Annotated in this window: 16 protein-coding genes and 1 pseudogene; 14 read left to right on the top strand and 3 right to left on the bottom strand. The window is 63.8% G+C overall.

The annotated features are described in order from the left end of the window. The 6 genes and pseudogenes from EN781_RS06535 to EN781_RS06560 form a co-directional block, all read left to right on the top strand. Window positions 1-998: pseudogene (locus EN781_RS06535) on the top strand (hypothetical protein); the annotation flags it as partial. Beyond that, the gene (locus EN781_RS06540; RefSeq protein WP_245492551.1) at window positions 973-1,530 is read left to right on the top strand and encodes a TadE/TadG family type IV pilus assembly protein; all 558 of its coding nucleotides are present in this window, start codon (window positions 973-975) and stop codon (window positions 1,528-1,530) included. The pseudogene EN781_RS06535 and the gene EN781_RS06540, both read left to right, overlap by 26 nt. Before the next feature lie 41 nt (window positions 1,531-1,571). After that, on the top strand, window positions 1,572-2,159 hold the full coding sequence (locus tag EN781_RS06545) for a TadE/TadG family type IV pilus assembly protein (RefSeq protein ID WP_245482283.1): 588 nt from the start codon (window positions 1,572-1,574) through the stop codon (window positions 2,157-2,159). After that, window positions 2,156-3,319: an AAA family ATPase gene (locus EN781_RS06550; RefSeq protein WP_126056498.1), complete on the top strand. Its 1,164-nt coding sequence runs from the start codon at window positions 2,156-2,158 to the stop codon at window positions 3,317-3,319. Before EN781_RS06545 ends, EN781_RS06550 begins: the two co-directional genes overlap by 4 nt. 142 nt (window positions 3,320-3,461) lie before the next feature. Beyond that, the gene (locus EN781_RS06555; RefSeq protein ID WP_245455642.1) at window positions 3,462-3,992 is read left to right on the top strand and encodes a L,D-transpeptidase; all 531 of its coding nucleotides are present in this window, start codon (window positions 3,462-3,464) and stop codon (window positions 3,990-3,992) included. 2 nt (window positions 3,993-3,994) lie between these two features. Next, window positions 3,995-4,552, top strand: a complete 558-nt coding sequence (locus EN781_RS06560) for a hypothetical protein (RefSeq protein ID WP_245455643.1) — start codon at window positions 3,995-3,997, stop codon at window positions 4,550-4,552. Window positions 4,553-4,588: 36 nt separating this feature from the next. On the opposite strand, the gene EN781_RS06565 is transcribed toward EN781_RS06560, so the two are convergent. Next, window positions 4,589-5,125 carry a hypothetical protein gene (locus tag EN781_RS06565; protein WP_126056501.1) on the bottom strand — a complete coding sequence of 179 codons (537 nt, stop codon included), beginning with the start codon at window positions 5,123-5,125 and terminating at the stop codon, window positions 4,589-4,591. A gap of 294 nt (window positions 5,126-5,419) precedes the next feature. Between EN781_RS06565 and EN781_RS06570 the strand changes: the two genes are divergently transcribed. From EN781_RS06570 to EN781_RS06580, 3 genes are all read left to right on the top strand, one after another. Next, entirely contained in the window at window positions 5,420-6,064 is a 645-nt protein-coding gene (locus EN781_RS06570; protein WP_245492282.1) for a thermonuclease family protein, read from the top strand. Window positions 6,065-6,284: 220 nt separating this feature from the next. Next, window positions 6,285-7,031 carry a GGDEF domain-containing protein gene (locus EN781_RS06575; RefSeq protein WP_245492283.1) on the top strand — a complete coding sequence of 249 codons (747 nt, stop codon included), beginning with the start codon at window positions 6,285-6,287 and terminating at the stop codon, window positions 7,029-7,031. Between the two features lie 295 nt (window positions 7,032-7,326). Then, window positions 7,327-10,881 (top strand): CHASE domain-containing protein, encoded by a 3,555-nt coding sequence (locus tag EN781_RS06580; protein ID WP_190234355.1) that lies wholly within the window; start codon window positions 7,327-7,329, stop codon window positions 10,879-10,881. 88 nt (window positions 10,882-10,969) lie between these two features. Here EN781_RS06580 and EN781_RS06585 read toward each other — a convergent pair whose 3' ends face one another. Beyond that, window positions 10,970-12,187 carry an FAD-dependent oxidoreductase gene (locus EN781_RS06585; RefSeq protein ID WP_126056505.1) on the bottom strand — a complete coding sequence of 406 codons (1,218 nt, stop codon included), beginning with the start codon at window positions 12,185-12,187 and terminating at the stop codon, window positions 10,970-10,972. An 8-nt stretch (window positions 12,188-12,195) separates the two neighbouring features. Then, on the bottom strand, window positions 12,196-12,960 hold the full coding sequence (locus EN781_RS06590; protein ID WP_126056506.1) for an aldolase/citrate lyase family protein: 765 nt from the start codon (window positions 12,958-12,960) through the stop codon (window positions 12,196-12,198). A gap of 109 nt (window positions 12,961-13,069) precedes the next feature. Here EN781_RS06590 and EN781_RS06595 point away from each other — a divergent pair, with 109 nt between their 5' ends. The 5 genes from EN781_RS06595 to EN781_RS06615 all read left to right on the top strand — a co-directional run. Further along, window positions 13,070-13,960 carry a 2-hydroxy-3-oxopropionate reductase gene (locus tag EN781_RS06595; protein WP_126056507.1) on the top strand — a complete coding sequence of 297 codons (891 nt, stop codon included), beginning with the start codon at window positions 13,070-13,072 and terminating at the stop codon, window positions 13,958-13,960. Window positions 13,961-13,964: 4 nt separating this feature from the next. Then, entirely contained in the window at window positions 13,965-14,777 is an 813-nt protein-coding gene (locus tag EN781_RS06600) for a shikimate dehydrogenase (RefSeq protein ID WP_126056508.1), read from the top strand. Continuing rightward, a complete protein-coding gene (locus EN781_RS06605; RefSeq protein ID WP_126056509.1) occupies window positions 14,770-15,576 on the top strand; it encodes an SDR family oxidoreductase in 807 nt (268 codons plus the stop codon). The genes EN781_RS06600 and EN781_RS06605 overlap by 8 nt, the downstream gene beginning before the upstream one ends. Before the next feature lie 13 nt (window positions 15,577-15,589). Next, window positions 15,590-15,937: a RidA family protein gene (locus tag EN781_RS06610; protein WP_126056510.1), complete on the top strand. Its 348-nt coding sequence runs from the start codon at window positions 15,590-15,592 to the stop codon at window positions 15,935-15,937. Between the two features lie 50 nt (window positions 15,938-15,987). After that, a partial coding sequence (locus tag EN781_RS06615) for a FadR/GntR family transcriptional regulator (RefSeq protein WP_189347359.1) occupies window positions 15,988-16,726 on the top strand: 739 nt, incomplete at its 3' end.

Consider the following 16,726-nt stretch of genomic DNA (forward strand, 5'->3'; position numbering starts at 1 on the left):
CCTCCGGTGTCTGCAATTTCACGCCGGTCTTCATCTGCAACCCCTATGAGATGGATTCGAACGGAACGAACAACGCCGGCAACTACACGCTGCAGCAGGCTGTTTCCAACCCCGCCGTTCATCGTCGGCTGATCGAATTGAGAAAGGTCGGAAATGGCGCGGCGGCCGGTCCAGGTAACTTCGGCTTTCTGGAGCCACCGCCGGGTGTAGGGAATGGTGCACAGGCGCTCGCTCAGACGATCGCGACATCCACCCCGATCGGATGCTACGAATCCGGTAGTGTTTCGACTAAGACCGGCCAGAATGCCGGGCCGGTACAAGACGCGTTCAACGTCCGCTTCGGCATCAAAGCAAACGGCAGCCACTTCAACAGTCCAGAATATGGGCCGGCATCGAATGTTCGGAAGGGCGCTGCCGCGGGCGGCAATGGCAATGGCAATGGCAATGGCGGTGGCGGTGGCAATCAGTGCCCGCAATACAATCAGTTGACGTTCGGCTCGCCCAATATGGGCCTGCCCAGGGACGCCACCACGCCGTATATGAGTGGACGGATGGGCGACGGAAATTGGGACCTCTCCGGCTATTGGAGCACCAACTTCGGCTCCACGTCCCATCCATCGTCGTGGGACACGACCAAGCCAACCCGCTACGAGGTCTACAAGTACGAAATGGCGCAAGGTCTGGTTGGGACGGCTTCGGCCGGAGGCGAAGTCGGAACCCCATCGAACGCCTGTCAGCCGCCGGTTACATCAGTGGATCGTCGTCTTCTCTATGGTGCGATCCTCAACTGCAACGCGCTCGAAGCGGCGGGCAACGACCTGTCGGGTCATAGTACCAATCTGCCGGTCGAGGCTTTCGGCAGCTTCTTTCTCACCGAACCGGTTGCCTCGGCATCGGACGACGCATCGGTGATGGTCGAACTGGTCGACGTAACCGGTGGCGCTGGCCAAGGCACGCTCGACAATTTCCTGCGTGACGAAGCGCAGCTTTACCGGTGATGCGATGGCCAAATGCTTCTTCCATCACCTCGACAGATTTTGGCGCGACAGTCGCGGCACCGCGCTTGTCGAAATGGCCATTATCGGGCCGACTATGATTCTTCTGTCGGCAGGCGTGTTCGAGTTCGGCAACCTGATCCACGACAAGCTGCTGATGGAGGCTGGACTGTCGGACGCGGCCCGCTTCGGGGCACGTTGCAATAGTCAACTTTACACCGATGCAGGCCTTGCCGCGATCAATTGCGCGGATATTGCCACAAACATCGCAGTGTTCGGTAACGTGGCGGGAACTGGCAGCGCGCGCATTAGCGGCTGGCAGAAAGCGAATGTGACTGTGACAATCGCTGCTAGTGGGTCCTGCCAAGACGCCGTGGTTGCCGGTGTCACCAAATACCGGTCCACTACTTCCCAGGTCTGCATAGTCAGGGCGGCCGGCACCTATGCCTATGCTGGCGTCGGGATGCTGTCGCTGGTCGGTGTCAGCCCGATCACTCTGAGCGGCTTCCATGAGGAGCGGTTGATCCGGTTCTGATCATGATCAGGCTTTTCGCAAGATCCGAGGACGGAGCAACGATGGTGGAAATGGCCATCGTCTCGACGCTGCTATTTATGCTCGTCCTTGGCTTCATCGATTTCGGCTACGCTCTTTATCAATGGAACGCGGCGACCAAAGCAGTTCAGGTCGGTGCCAGACTGGCCTCTATTTCCACTCCGATTGCCCCGGAGATTGATACGGCCGGCCCAACCGCCACCCCGGGAGCTCCCGTGGCCGCAGGCTCGTTTGACTATGTCTGCAACGGTGCTACATCGACCTGCAATTGCACAGGCGCATATTGCGTCGTTGGAGTTTGGTCTGCCTCAAATTTCAACACGATCTATGCTGGTGATGACGGACAATGTGGGCCTGTAGCCGGCAGTCGTCCCGGAATGTGCGACTTCGATCCCTTGCTGCAACCAGCTAATGTGGTCGTCCGTTATACCGCTACCGGGCTTGGCTACCAGACACGGGCGGCCGGCCCGGTGCCGACAATCTCTGTCAGCCTGCAGAACATGACCTACCAGTTCTTCTTCCTGGGCGGACTGCTCGGGTTCGGAAATATGACCATGCCCTCCATGCTCAGCACGGTCACGGGCGAAGATTTGAAGAGTACCTCGCCATGAACGCTATCAACACCAAGGTCCTTCCGACCAGACGCAAGCAGGTCGCCCTGTTCTCGTCCGATCCGCAGTTCAAGCGCGATGTCGCGACCAGGCTCGATGCGCTGGCGATCTATGACGTGCAGGTCTCGGAGACAGCCGACTTCCTCAAGGGGCCGCCTGCGGATACCCGGCCGGGTATCGTCATCCTCGACCTTGGCAATGGCGAGCTGCTCGGCCAGCCGGGCATCGTCGAGGCGCGCTCCAAATGGGCGTCGGTGCCGCTGATCGCGATTTCCGATGAGTTGGCGTCGGAGCAGACGCGCGTGCTCGTGCGCATGAACGCTTCGGACTGGCTGCACAAGCCGCTCGATGCCAAGGAGCTGCTCAACGCCGTCACCTTCCACGACACCGGCAACCAGGGCACCAAGAGCCGCATCATCACCTTCATCGCCGCCAGCGGCGGCGCCGGCGCCACCACGCTCGCGCTATCGGCGGCGGAATACCTGGCGGGCAAGTCGACCGAGCGCGCGGCCTCGACCTGCCTGGTCGATCTCGATTTCCAAAGCGCCAATTGCGGCGCCTATCTCAACCAGTTCAACCAGTTCGACCTTTCGGGCATCATCGGCCAGCCGGAGCGCCTCGATGTCGAATTGATGGACGTGATCAAGCTGTCGCGCCCGTCGGGGCTCACGCTCTACTCCTTCGAGCGGCCGCAGCTGCCCTTTGAGCCGCATGGCGCCGATTTCGTTTTCCGGCTGCTCGACCTCGTCGCCTACCGGTTCGACGACATCGTCATCGACCTGCCTAACATCGAGACGCCCTGGCACAATTCCGTGCTGCAGACGAGCGACGAGATCTTCATCGTCTTCGAGCTCAACGTCGCCTCGCTCAGGCAAGGCAAGCGACTCTACAAGAAGATCCGCGAGCTGCGCGGCAACCAGGTGAACATCACGCTGGTGGCCAACAAGCACAAGCGCAAATGGTTCGGCAACCACTTCTCGCGCAGCGAGCTGGAGAAGATCTTCAAGGCGCCGCACATCAAGTCGGTGGCGCTCGACAACGCGCTTTTGACCGACGCGCTGAATCGCGCCATTCTGCCCTCCGAAGTCGACGGGCGGGCGCGCTTCAACAAGGACCTGAAGCTGATGTTCAAGGAGCGGCTCAGCGATGCCAGTCGCTAGAGCAGTTCCAGGAAAAGTGCGCAGCGGTTTTCCGTCCGGAATTGCGTCAAGACAGATGCCCGGGGCGGGTCTGCGTTTCCATGAAACGCTGAACCGCTCCAGGTGGCAAATTATCCGTGCCCTCGCTTGCGCGTGCATCGCGGTGACAGCGCTGGCGTCGAGCCTGCCGCCGGCCGGGGCCAGGTCCGCGCTTGCCGACCGGCCGCCGCTGCCGGCCATGGGGCCAAGCCTGCGCAAGGCGGTCGCCTTCCAGACCAGCGAACAGACCGGCACGATCATCATCCGCAAGGACGAGAAGGCGCTCTATCTGGTGACGAACCGGGGCCAGGCGCTGCGCTACCAGATCAGCGTCGGCCGCGACGGCTTCGGCTGGACCGGGACGGTCGAGGTCGGGGCCAAGACCGAATGGCCGGAATGGCGGCCGCCCAAGGAGATGCGCGCCCGCCAGCCCGAGCTGCCGGCGATGGTGCCCGCCGGGCCCTACAACCCTCTCGGCGCGCGCGCGCTCTATCTTTCACGCGGCGGACGTGACACGCTCTATCGCATACATGGCACCAACGATCCCAAGGGTGTCGGTTTCGACGGCACGTCGGGCTGCTTTCGCCTGACCAATACCGACGTGATCGATCTCTTCAAACGCGTCGCGGTGGGCGCAAAGGTGGTGGTGGAATGACTATGATCAGGGACCCGGACATTCCGGCAATCGAGCTCGGCGCTCAGGAAGCCGCCGTCGGCAAACCCAGCCGCAAAGGCACGATCGGCGTTGTCGTGGCGGGCGCCGCGCTGGTCACGCTGGTGAACCTGACCGCAGCCGTCTACCTCTACCGCGGCATCAGCGACCTGCGCAGCGTGGAAGCGCGGCTGGAGCAGCTCGGTCAGTTCGAGCAACGCATTAGCGCCCGGCTCGATACCGTCAACAACGGTTTCCAGAGCCGGTTCGAAAAGCTCGACGACCAGTTGCAGGCGAAGTTCAACGAGGTCAACGGCGGTATCGCCCGGTTGGGGCAGAGCCGGCCTTCCATCGCCGACGAACCTATGGCCAGCGCTCCGGAGCCGGCAGTAGCCCCCACCAGCAGCGAGGCGGAGACGCCGGCCGTCGCCGAAAACATGGCGAACCCAGGGTCGGTCGAAATGCCACAGCCTAGGAAGCGAGCAGCGCCGCCTGCCCCGAACCCTGCCTACCAGCGTATCCAGCAGGCGGACGGCAAGGTCTACTACCGGAAAATCAACTGAGGTTGCCGGGCGTTCCGGGCGATTGAGGCAGCAGGTCTAGAAGTCCCGCTGCAGCGCGAGAATACGGATCGCGCGTGTTTCAGCGCGCTGCCGCGCTTCGCTGAGGAAGGCGACGTGGCAATAGGCGCACGCCGCAGTGCCAAGGATCAGCACCAGGCTGTTCTTCATGGTGAAATCGATCGCCAGCGAGAATGGGATGCCGCTGGGCGCGGTGAAGGCGGCAATCGTGCTCGCCGTCTCCGAATGGCTGCCGGCGGCGATCATCAGCCCAGCGAATAGAATGGCGATATGGTTGGCCAGGAAGAAGGCGGCCGATGCCTTCGCCTGGCACGCCATCCAGCAGGCGATCGCGGCAGCGGCGAGGATGGCGGCGTCAAGCGCGATCGAAGCGCCGAGATAGAGGTCGACCTGCTGCCAGAACATCGTCGCCAAGGGCCGCAGCTCCAGCCAGACCCGCCATATCGTCGGACTGGCGGGATAGGCGCCGAGCAGGAATGTCGCCGCTCGCTCAGCCGCCAGGATGAGCAGCATGAGGGCCGGAAATGCAAAGAGCAGTATCGGTTTGCGCTTCATGTCGTCCTCGACAATTCCGAGGCCAGAATAGGCAATAGAGATTGCGCAAGCCTTAACGAAGCTTAACAAGCCGCTTGCTTCGGCATCCTTCTTACCCGTGCTATGCTGGGCCGCTGGGACGCAAACGCGGGTTCAGGCGGCCGGAGCCGTTTCATCGGGGGTTGAAAGGGTGCGCTCAAGCAGTTTGCCAAGTCGGCCTTCTGTTCGACAGCAAGCTCCGGGACATCGCCGATGAGCGGCGGCGTCCCTGTGGGAAGGTCTCGCCTGGCGATCGCGTTAGGGAGTGTCGAGCTCGTGGCCGGAGTCCTGCTGATCCTTCACGCCGGCGCTTTGATCGGGGTCAACCGGGCCACGCCGGCATTGAACGTCGTCAGAAATCAGCCGCTGCCAACGGCATTGCCTGTGTTCGATGCCGGACCGCGGCAACCTGCACGCAAGATCGCCCAGGAGCTTATCGCGCCACCGCAGCTCGAAGCATCCCGGTTCGAGCGGGTCGAGCCCCGTCCGCCACTTGGCGAACTCGGTCTCGCATACTGGCCGAAGACGCCGATGCCGGACGATTGGCGCGAGACGCGGCTCTATCGCCCGATCGCCACCTCGTCGGCGACCTTCGAGGCGATGGGGCGAACGGTGGCGATCAGCGGCACCCTCGGCATCGACCCCGACAGGAGCTGTTCCTTTCACGAAGCCGCCTGGCCGTGCGGCCAGCGCGCGCGGGCGGCCTTCAATGCCTGGCTGCGCGGGCGGGCGCTGAAATGCTTGGTGCCGCCCGATGTCGACCGCTTCACGATTGCCGCGCCCTGCAAGCTCGGCAGGCAGGATGTCGGCGCCTGGCTCGTCTCCAATGGCTGGGCGATGGCGCTGCCCGGCGGTATCTACGGCAAGGCCGAGGCAACGGCCAGAAATGCCGAGATGGGCATATTCGGACCGCCTCGCTAGTTTGCCAGTGTAACCAGGGCCCGTTCACCTTAGGCTGCCCGCCAGGCCTGCGCCAACAGCCGCCTTCGATATTTGTTTTGTTAACCCTTGCGGCGCAGTTTTCTTGGCGCGGGCCGGTTTGATCGGTCTTTCCGCACCATCGATCAAATTGTACGGATCGTCGAAACCGAAATTGCAACACACCGGCCTTATGCCAGCGCATCGGACAGGAGATTGGCCAGTGACCAAACCGACAGCGACCCCCCCTGCACAAGCCTGGAAAGATGTCGCGTGGCTGACGGTGCTGGGGACGGCCGCCTGCCTCATCCTCTCGCTCGGCCTCAACTACCTGCTTTTGTTCAGCGAGGCGCTGACGCCGTTCGCGCGCAGCGTGATCACGGCAACGCTTGTACCGGTTGCCATCGGCCTGCCGCTGTTCCTGCTGCTCGGCTCGAAGCAGGCCGAGATCCGCCGCTATCGGCAAGAGCTCAACCGGTCGGCGACTTATGACAGGCTGACCGGCTGCCTGAATGGACCAGTCTTCACGTCGATGGTGGACCGACGGGCCGCGAAACCGTCCGAGGACGGGCCGCGCTCCGGCGCTTTCCTGGTCATCCATCCCGAGCATCTCAAATCCCTCAACCTGCGCTTCGGCCTGGAGTGGGGCGACGAGGCGCTGCGGCTCATCGCCTCGACCATCCAGTCATCGGTTCGTAAGGAGGATCTCGTCGGCCGCATTGGTACCTCGATGTTCGGCGTCTTTCTGCCCGGCGCGAGCGAAAAGGACGCCAAGGATATCGGCGAACGCATCAAGGCGCGGGTGCGCGACGTCTATTTCGCGCCCAAGGGAACGGAGGACGTGCTCGCCGTTCAGGTCGGCGGCGTCATCTTCGAGCACGAGCTTGCCTTCGAGGACATGTTCCGATCGGCGGAAGAACGCCTGTCGGCCGCACAGGATCGTCTGGAATTTTCGCACCTGAGCAGCTAGGCGTCGACACGGCAGTGCGGCCGAACACGAGCGGACAGATGCAACGAGAGCGGCTCTGAAGCATATCAGCGTCTCTGCTCTGCCTTTGGCAAAGACAGTCGCAGCATTAATCGGGCGTTGACTCGTTCGGCGCAATCTCGGCGGGATCGAAGCAGCGATCTGCCGAATTCTGATCCTCGTCGGGTTGGCTTACGAATGTGCGTGCTGTCGCAGGAATGAGCGAATCACTTCGTCACGCCCTGCCGGATGTCGGGGCAATCTCGGTGTTCGTGAGCGAACCATGTCGCGTTTGGTGATGATTCTTCACCCTATGCAACGCCCGCTGTCGCACGCGCTGGCCAAGATCGTCGCGGTTGCGGCTCTGTATTACCTGACCGGCCAGCTTGGGCTGCTTCTGGCCGTGCCGCCCGGCTACGCGACAATCATCTGGCCGGCATCCGGCATCGCCGTCGGGGCATTGCTCGCCTACGGGCGTTCATTGTGGCCGGGGATCTTCGTCGGATCGCTCGTGCTCAATGCCGCTATCGGCGGCGGCTATTCAGCTGAAACCGGCTGGGCGCTCGACAAGCTCGCCGTTGCCGCCGCGATTGCTGGCGGCTCGACCGCGCAGGCCCTGGTCGCGCGGTGGCTTGTCGGTCGCGTGGTCGGGATACCGATCAATCTCAGGGGCATGCGCGATATCATCGCGCTGTTCCTTGCCGCCGCTCCGTTCAGCTGCATCGTCGCGCCCTCGGTTGGCGTGACCTCCCTGTACGTCGCCGGCGTTGTTCCTCCCGCGGGCGTGGCGCACAACTGGCTCACATGGTGGAGCGGCGATGTGCTTGGCATCGTCATTTTTTTGCCAATCGTGCTCATTGCCCCCGGCGCCAAGCGCCAGCTCAGCTGGCGCGGCACACCGCTGGGCGCATTGCCGATTGCCGCGATCCTTACGCTGCTTTTGCCCCTCGGCCTGACGTTCTACGGCTGGAAGGCAAGCAACCAGTTCATCTACGATCGCAACAGCGCGATTTTCGCCTCCATGGCGATCGAAAACGAGCAGGCGCTGATGCACCGCCTGGCGTCCTACGATCAGGCCTTGCTTGGCGGCGTCGGCTTCTTCGAAGGATCGAACTCCGTGAGTGCCGAAGAGTGGCGCTCCTATGTCGATGTCCTCGACCTCAAGCGCAGCATGCCCGGCGTCAACGGCATCGGCTACATCGAAAACGTTCCGGCGGAAAAGATATCGGACTTCCTTTTACGGGCGCAGATGGCGCAGCCGCAATTCACGATCCACCCCGACGTTCCCGGCGAACCTCGCTTTATCATCACCTATATCGAGCCGCTGGCACCGAACCGTCCGGCGCTTGGGCTCAACATCGCGTTCGAGAGCAATCGCCTGGAGGGCGCGACTCTCTCGCGAGATACCGGCAAGCCGGCCATCACCAAGCGCATCGTGCTGGTGCAGGACCAGACAAAGAGCAACGGCTTCATCCTGCTCCATCCCATGTACCGCAAGAACGTGCCGCTTGGTTCGGTCGACGAGCGACGCGCGGCCCTGACCGGTTGGATTTATGCGCCCTTCGTCGCGCAGAAATTCATGAGCGGGCTGACGACGAGCGAAGACCGTTCGCTGACATTGCAGGTCTATGACGGCGACGGCGAGAACGCCGATGCATTGATCTACCAGAGTGGTGAGCCCAACCAGTCCGCGTCCGCGCCGGCGTTTTCGATACGAAAGCAGGTCGACGTGATGCAGCAGCGTTGGACACTTTCGTGGCACAGCACGCCCGCGTTCGAGCAAAGCGTCGCCAGCCGGGAGCCGCTCCTCGTGCTCGCGAGCGGCATCGTCTTCACCGCCCTGTTCGGCCTCCTGCTGTCCTTGTTCGCCCGCCGTGCCGAAACGATCAAGGTACTCGTCGATCGAAAGACGAGCGAACTGGCCGAGCGGGAAGCGCTCTATCGCCTCCTGGCGGAAAATACCTCGGACATGATCAGCCGCGTCGCCTTCGACGGAACGCGGCTCTACACCTCGCCTGCCTGCATGCGGCTTCTCGGCTACACGGCCGAGGAACTTCTAAATTCAAATGCGTTTTCGGATGTCCACCCAAAGCAGCGATCTCGTCTCCAGGCCGAGTATGCGAAGCTGGCGCGCGGCGAAATCGACGAATCGAAAGGCGTGTTCACGCTGCACCGCAAGGACGACGACTGGGTGCAGGCGGAAATCACCCTGCAGCTGGTGCGCGACCGGACGGGAAGCCCCGCCGAGTTGGTCGTCACCGAGCGCGACGTCACGCTTCAGGAGCAGAGAGCCGAGGAACTCAAGCTTGCCAAGGCCGAAGCGGAAATCGCCAAGATGAACGCCGAGCAGGCGAGTGAAGCCAAGACGGCCTTCCTCGCGACCATGAGCCATGAAATCCGCACGCCGCTCAACGGTGTAATCGGCTATGGCGACCTGCTGCTTTCCTCCAACGAACTGTCGGAACAAAACAGGCGCTATGCCGAGCGCATCGGCACGTCGGCCGCGGCGCTGCTTACCGTCGTCAACGATATTCTCGACTTCTCCAGGATCGAAGCCGGTCAGATCGAAATCGACGCTCATCCGTTTGCGCTCGGCGCCTTGATCGACAATGTGCTCTCGATCGTCGGCGGCGTCGCCGCACGCAAGGGTCTTGCATTGGTCCGGAAGGTCGACCCGACCTTGCCGCCCCGCCTGATTGGCGATCAGGACAGGCTGAGACAGGTTCTACTCAATCTTCTGAACAATGGCGTGAAGTTCACCGCCACGGGAAGTGTCACCCTGGCCGTCGACCGCATCGGCGATTCCGGCGCCGGACCGGTCGGGCTGCGCTTTGCCGTCCGCGACACCGGCATCGGCATCTCGTCCGAACAGCGCGATCGTCTGTTCCAGCGCTTCTCGCAGGTTGACGGATCGATCCGTCGCGAATTTGGAGGCAGCGGTCTCGGACTGGCGATCTCGAAGCGCCTCGTCGAACTGATGGGTGGGCGGATCGGCGTTGAAAGCACGGCCGGCGAAGGTTCGCTGTTCTGGTTCGAAGTCGCGCTTGCCGAGGCCGGCTCGGAAGCGGAACCCTCCCGATTTGTCGAGGCGATGAACCAGACGACGGCGCCTGCCCGGATCCTGCTGGTTGAGGACATGGAGATCAACCGTGACATCGCTTGCGCGGTACTTCGATCCCGCGGACACGAAGTCGACATCGCGGTCGACGGCACGGAGGCCATCGCGGCGGTGCAGAACCGGACCTATGACGTCGTGCTGATGGACGTTCAGATGCCGGTCATGGACGGGCTCAGCGCAACCCGGCATATCCGGGCGCTCAATTCCCCGGCGCGGGATATCCCGATCGTCGCGTTGACCGCCAACGTGCTGCCGTTCCAACTCGCCGAGTTGCAGGCCGCCGGCATGACCGACCATGTCGGGAAGCCTTTCAAGCAGGCCGAATTGCTGGCGGCAATCGTCCGCAACACCGGCCGCGGGCCGGATCGAAACGCCGGCGAACCGGGTCCGGCCGCAGACGGCGGCCGGGACTTCAATGCCGATGTCTTCGGAAATCTCGAGACGGTGCTCGGCAAGAACAGAGTGGACAAGCTGCTCGACAAGCTGGCCGACGTGCTCAGGACCCGGCTCGTTTCGATCTCGCCTGAGGCGATCGATCGCGACGTCGTCCAACGCGACGCACACTCACTGGTCTCGTCGTCGGGCATGCTCGGTTTTGAAGCCCTGTCCAATTTGTGCCGCGACATCGAGACATCGTGCATCGCCGGCGCCGACCTGATGCCCGCCCTGCAACGTTTCGAGCGCGCGCGTGACGCCGTTCTGCACAAGATAGCGGCGCTCAAATCCGCTGCCTGACAGTCTGGTCCGTCATTCGGGCCAGGCGCGCCTCCTGATGGTCAGCATCGCTATGATCTTCATCATGGCCCGCGCGTCGGAGCCGGACTCAGATCACCGCTTCCTCCAGAAAAGGCTCGTTGCGCGATATGCGCTCGTAGCAGAATGGCGACAGATCGAGCGTCTGGAAGGCGCCGTGAACGATCAGCTCCGACACCGCTCGGCCGACGGCTGGCGATTGCTGCAGGCCGTGCCCGGAGAAGCCGTTGGCGAACATGAAGTTCCTCACCTCCGGATGGAAGCCGACAATGCCGTTGTGGTCGAGCATGTTGTATTCGTAGTGACCGGTCCAGCTGGTCTGGACCTTCAGCGCGTCGAAAGCCGGAATGCGGTGCCACAGCGCCGGCCAGATATGGTCGTCGAACTCCTCGAAGTGCATTTCGAAGTCGTCGTAGTCGGCCGGTCCGTCGCCCTGCGGCGTGTTGCCGGTGAGAAAGAGTTCGCCTTCCGGACGCACGAAGGTGCCGGAGAGGTCGATGACATTGGGCATGCGACCCGGGATCGGATTGGCGCTGGCGAAGACGAAGCTGTAGCGTTTGTAGGGCGCCACCGGGATCGACAGGCCAGCCATCGCCGCGACCTGCTGCGCGCGCGGACCGGCGGCGTTGACCAGGGTTCCACAGGCGACCGTCTGACCTGTCGCGAGACGGACTGAAACAACCCGCCCATCGGCGAGATCCAGTCCGGTCACGGCGTTGTCGATGTATTCGACGCCGCTGGCGCGAGCGGCGCGGCGGAAGCCGTTCATCATGCCCATGGAATCGAACCAGCCCTCTTCCCGCGAGCCCCAGGAGCCGCCGCCGAGATCCTCGACATTGAGCCAGGGAAAACGCTCCTTCAGCGGACCTGGCTCGAGGAAGACGGTGTGGGCGCCGAGACTGCGCTGCAGGTCGACGCGCTCGCGCGCCGCGTCCACGCCTTCGGGCGAGCAGCAGTAGAGATAGCCGTGCTCGCGAAAGCCGAGGTCGGGCGCCGGCTCGTCCTTGTAGAAGGGCGCCATGCGCTCCTGGAAGCCGCGGATGATCTCGATGCCGAACTGGCTGATCTTGACGTTGATCGGATTGGAATATTGCTGGCGGATGGCGCTGGTGGAGAGCGCCGTCGAGGAGAATTCGTAGCTCGAGTCGCGCTCGACCACGAGGATCGAGGCGCCATTGCCCAGCGCCTGGGTCAGCCAGTAGGCCGTCGACGAACCGATGACCGCGCCGCCGACGATGACGATGTCGTAGGCGGTGCGCGATGGCGCTTTGTAAGGGGGGATCGCCATGACTTTTCCTAGTGGTTGAACGAGGCGATCAGGGCATCCGAGCCCCGTGCCAGCAGGCTAAGGTCAGAACCGACGGCGACCATGGTGAAGCCATCTGTCAAATAGCGGTCGGCGTCGGCCTTCACCGGCGCCAGGATGCCGCTGGCCTTGCCCGCCGCGGTGGCGGACCTGCGCACGGAGGCGATCGCCTCCTGGACATGGGAGGCATTAGGATTGCCCATCGCGTCCATGTTGGTCGAGAGGTCGCCGGGGCCGACGAAAAGGACGTCCACGCCATCCACGGCTGCGATCGCGGCGGCATTGGCGACGCCGGTTTCGTCCTCGATCTGCACGGCGAGAAGCTGCTGTTCCCGCGCTTTGGCATGATAGCCGGCGATGCGGCCGAAGGCGTTGGCGCGGTGGCCGACCGAAAAACCACGGAAGCCGCCCGGGGCATAGGTCATCGCCGCGACGATGGAACGCGCCTGATCCGCTGTCCGTACGTTCGGGATCATCAGGCTGCGGCCGCCGATATCCATTGCCTGCTTGATCAGGCTGGCGTCGTCGGAGGGTAGCCGCACGACCGCCTCGCTGTCGAAGCCGCCCATCACCTGAAGCTGCGCCATGATGCTGCGCAGATGGTTGGGACTGTGCTCGCCGTCGACCAGGACCCAGCCGGCTCCGGAGCCGGCGACGATCTCGGTGGTGAGGGCGGAAGCCAGCGAGCACCAGATGCCGATATGGGCTCGGCCGGCAGAAATGGCGGCCTTCAGCGAATTGACGCGCTCCTGCATTTGCGATCGTCTCCCATGAGAAGAAGGTGCATTGAAATTTGTATGATGTCCTATATCATACGCCTCGCTTGGGCTGCAAGACGCTTAGACGCCGCACAGGAGTTGGCACATGAAAATTGGCTTTATCGGGCTTGGCGTCATGGGAGCACCGATGGCGCGACATCTCGCCGATGCCGGATACGAGATCGTCACGGTTCTGAACCGCTCTCCTCTCCCGAAAGATCTGCAAGCGTCGGTTGTTGCCTCCCCTGCCGAGGTTGCCCGAGCATCCGAAATCGTCATCACCATGCTGCCCGACACGCCGGACGTGGAGCGCGTCCTGCTCGGACAGAACGGCGCGCTGGAGGGACTGTCGGCCGGCAAGCTGGTCATCGACATGAGCTCGATCAGTCCGATCGCCACGGCGGAATTCGCGGCAAGGATTCGAGAGGCCGGAGCCGGCTATCTCGACGCTCCGGTCTCGGGCGGCGAGGTCGGCGCCAGGGCGGCGAGCCTCACCATCATGGTCGGCGGGCCGGCCGCCGAGTTCGAGCGGGCGCTGCCGATCTTCGAGAAGCTCGGCAAGAACACCACCTTGATCGGCGAAAAGAACGGCGCCGGCCAGACCTGCAAGATCGCCAACCAGATCATCGTCGCGCTCAACATCGAGGCGGTGGCCGAGGCGCTGGTCTTCGCCAGCAAGGCCGGCTGCGATCCGGCCAAGGTGCGCGGCGCGCTGATGGGTGGCTTCGCCTCGTCTCGCGTGCTCGAAGTGCATGGCGAGCGCATGATCGCGCGGACTTTCGCGCCGGGCTTCCGCATCCGGCTGCACCAGAAGGATCTCAACCTTGCGCTCGAAAGCGCCCGCGCGCTCGGCGTGGCGCTGCCGAGCACGGCCACGGCGCAACAGCTGATGAATGCCTGCTCGGCCCGGACAGGCGGCGCCGAAGCCGACCACTCGTCCCTCGTCAAGGCGCTCGAGATCCTCAGCGCCCATGAACTGTCAAACGGAAAGGAATGAACCAATGCGCGGTACCGGCAAGGCCGACGTCTTCGTCATGCTGGCCCATCCCGTGGGCCATGCGAAGAGCCCCGGCATGTTCAACGAGATATTCGAGCAGAAAGGGCTCGATAGCCTGATGGTGCCGCTGAGCTGCCGCCCGGAGGATTTCGACACCTTCTGGGCCGGCATAACTGCGGCCGAGAACATTCGCGGCGTGATCATCTCGGTGCCGTACAAGGTCCCGGTCTACCACAAATGCAGTGCTGCTCACGATCGCGCCGCGCGGGTGCAGAGCGCCAATTCCGTGCGCAGGCTGCCGGATGGAAGCTGGTACGCCGAAAATTTCGACGGCGTCGGCTTCATCGACGGGCTGAAGGCAGGCGGGCATCCGATTGCCGGCCGGCGCATACTGCAGGTCGGCGCCGGCGGCGCCGGGGCATCGCTGACCTACTGCCTGGCCGAGGAAGGCGCGGCGGAGATCCGGCTGGCCGACATCGACACGGATCGCGCCGGGAAACTCGCCGCGCTGGTCGGCAGGGCGTTTCCGAACTGCCGCATCGAGGTTGGCGAGCCCGATCCGTCAGGCATGGACATGGCGATCAACGCGACGCCGTCCGGGCTGAAAGCGAGCGATCCGTTGCCGCTGGATGTTAGCAAGCTGACTCCGGAGATGACGGTGGTCGACATTATCATGGAGCCGGCCGAGACGGCGCTGCTCAAGGCGGCGAAGGAGATCGGCTGCCGCATCCAGCCCGGACGCCCGATGATGGATTTCCAGGTGGAAGCCATGGCGGAATTCTTCGATATCGAGCGCAAGGAACGCCATCATGGCTGAGGCTTTGACCGCCGTCATCATCGGCGGCACTTCCGGCATTGGGCGCGCGATCGCCCTGCGCTTCGCCGAGGACAGCTATCAGGTGGTCGTCGCCGGCAGGGACTCCGAACGAGGCAAGGAGACGGCTCTCGCCTGCGAGACGGCGGGCGCGCCGCGTGCCCTGTTTGTCCAGACCGACGTCGGCAATCCCGCCTCCGTCGAGGCGCTGGCGCAAGCCGTCGTGGGGGTGCTCGGCACGCCGCATGTCGTCGTCAACTGCGCCGGCGTCCTGCAGAGCGGCAAGCACGTGCTCGACCAGGACCTGGACGAGGACGAGAAGATGTGGCGGATCAACTATCGCGGCACGCTGCTTGGCTGCCAAGCATTCGGCCGGCTGATGTCGGCCGCCGGGCGCGGCGCGATCCTCAATGTCGGCTCGCTCGCCTCCTTCGCGCCGCTGTCACTGCCGGCCTACACACCCGGAAAGCATGCGGTGCTGGCGCTGACGCAGATCCTTGCGGCCGAACTCGGCCCGCACGGCGTTCGCGTCAATGCGTTGGCGCCGGGCTACACGCTTTCGGACGGGCTGAAAGCGAAGATCGCCAAGGGTGAGCGCAACCCGGAAGCCATACAGGCCACCACCGCGCTGCGCCGCTTCGTCGAGCCGCGCGATGTCGCCGAGGCCGCGCTGTTCCTCTGCTCCGAGCGCGCCGCGTCGATCACCGGCGTCACCCTGCCCGTCGACGCCGGCTGGCTCGTTCAGGCGCCCTACGCGCAATATCTGCAAGGCAACCCGATCCGGCAGACGCCGGCAATCTGACAAGGACGATCCAGTGGGCGATATCCAGCGCTTTGACTTCGACACCCGCATCCACCACGGTGTCATCCACAACGGCACGCTCTATCTCATCGGCCAGGTCGCCCAACCCGGCCAGTCCGCGGCCGACCAGATGCACGAGGTGCTCGGCAAGATCGATGCGCTGCTTGCCAAGGCCGGCACGGACAAGAACCGCATCCTTCACGTCCAGATGTGGCTCGACGACATCAGAGACTTCGACGAGGTCAACACGGTCTGGGACGCCTGGATGCCGAAGCAACACGCGCCGGCGCGCTCTTCCGGCGAGGGCCGGATGGCGAAGCCCGGCATGCTGGTCGAGCTGATCGTCACCGCGGCGGTTTGAATGGTTCTGCCGGTTCGGGCATCATCCCGAATCGGGCGAGAGGGAGACTGATGACGAAGCGCAAGCCGCTGTCCACCGTCGTGGCCGAGAGCCTGTCCGAGAAGATCCGTTCCGGCCGGCTGCCTCCCGGCGCGCAGCTGCCGACCGAGGCGGAGCTGTGCGCGGCATACGACGTCAGCCGCACCGTGGTGCGGGAAGCGGTGGCGCGATTGCGTTCCGACGGCATGGTGGTGCCGCAGCAGGGACGCGGCATGTTCGTCAGCGAGACGCCGGCGCCGCGCAATTTCTCGATACCGGACGAGGCGCTGAGGACCTTGCCGGAGACCATCGCCCTGCTGGAACTCAGGCTGAGCGTCGAGGTCGAGTCCGCCGGGCTCTGCGCGGAACGGCGGAGCGAAGCAGAGGCGGGCGCGATCCGGGCCGTAATGGAGCAGGTCGACGCCCAGCAGGCGGATCCCGCCGTCGTCCAGATCCACTACGACTATGATTTCCACCTGGCGATCGCCAAGGCCGCGCGCAACGAATTCATCCACGGCTTCCTGGTCTATCTCCGGCCGATGATCGTGCCGCGCTTCCAACTCGGCTATGTGGTCGAACCCGCGCTCAAGGACAGCTACTACGCGCGCATCCACAGCGAGCACAAGGCAATCGTCGATGCCATCGAAAGGCAGGACGGCCGCGCCGCCCGCCAGGCCATGCGCAAGCACCTGCACAACAGTCTCGGCCGGGTGCGCGCGCTCGCCCGGGCCTCGGGCGTCGAGGCGACCGACGCCGAGCAGAAGGCGGCCG

This window comes from Mesorhizobium sp. M4A.F.Ca.ET.090.04.2.1 (assembly GCF_003999085.1).
Classification (GTDB): Bacteria; Pseudomonadota; Alphaproteobacteria; order Rhizobiales; family Rhizobiaceae; genus Mesorhizobium.

Bases quoted from the DNA above. Each gene is read 5' to 3' on its own strand.
- EN781_RS06545 (WP_245482283.1), top strand. From the start codon at position 1,572: ATGGTGGAAATGGCCATCGTCTCGACGCTGCTATTTATGCTCGTCCTT.
- EN781_RS06550 (WP_126056498.1), top strand. From the start codon at position 2,156: ATGAACGCTATCAACACCAAGGTCCTTCCGACCAGACGCAAGCAGGTC.
- EN781_RS06560 (WP_245455643.1), top strand. From the start codon at position 3,995: ATGATCAGGGACCCGGACATTCCGGCAATCGAGCTCGGCGCTCAGGAA.
- EN781_RS06565 (WP_126056501.1), bottom strand. From the start codon at position 5,125: ATGAAGCGCAAACCGATACTGCTCTTTGCATTTCCGGCCCTCATGCTG.
- EN781_RS06580 (WP_190234355.1), top strand. From the start codon at position 7,327: ATGATTCTTCACCCTATGCAACGCCCGCTGTCGCACGCGCTGGCCAAG.
- EN781_RS06585 (WP_126056505.1), bottom strand. From the start codon at position 12,187: ATGGCGATCCCCCCTTACAAAGCGCCATCGCGCACCGCCTACGACATC.
- EN781_RS06590 (WP_126056506.1), bottom strand. From the start codon at position 12,960: ATGCAGGAGCGCGTCAATTCGCTGAAGGCCGCCATTTCTGCCGGCCGA.
- EN781_RS06595 (WP_126056507.1), top strand. From the start codon at position 13,070: ATGAAAATTGGCTTTATCGGGCTTGGCGTCATGGGAGCACCGATGGCG.
- EN781_RS06600 (WP_126056508.1), top strand. From the start codon at position 13,965: ATGCGCGGTACCGGCAAGGCCGACGTCTTCGTCATGCTGGCCCATCCC.
- EN781_RS06605 (WP_126056509.1), top strand. From the start codon at position 14,770: ATGGCTGAGGCTTTGACCGCCGTCATCATCGGCGGCACTTCCGGCATT.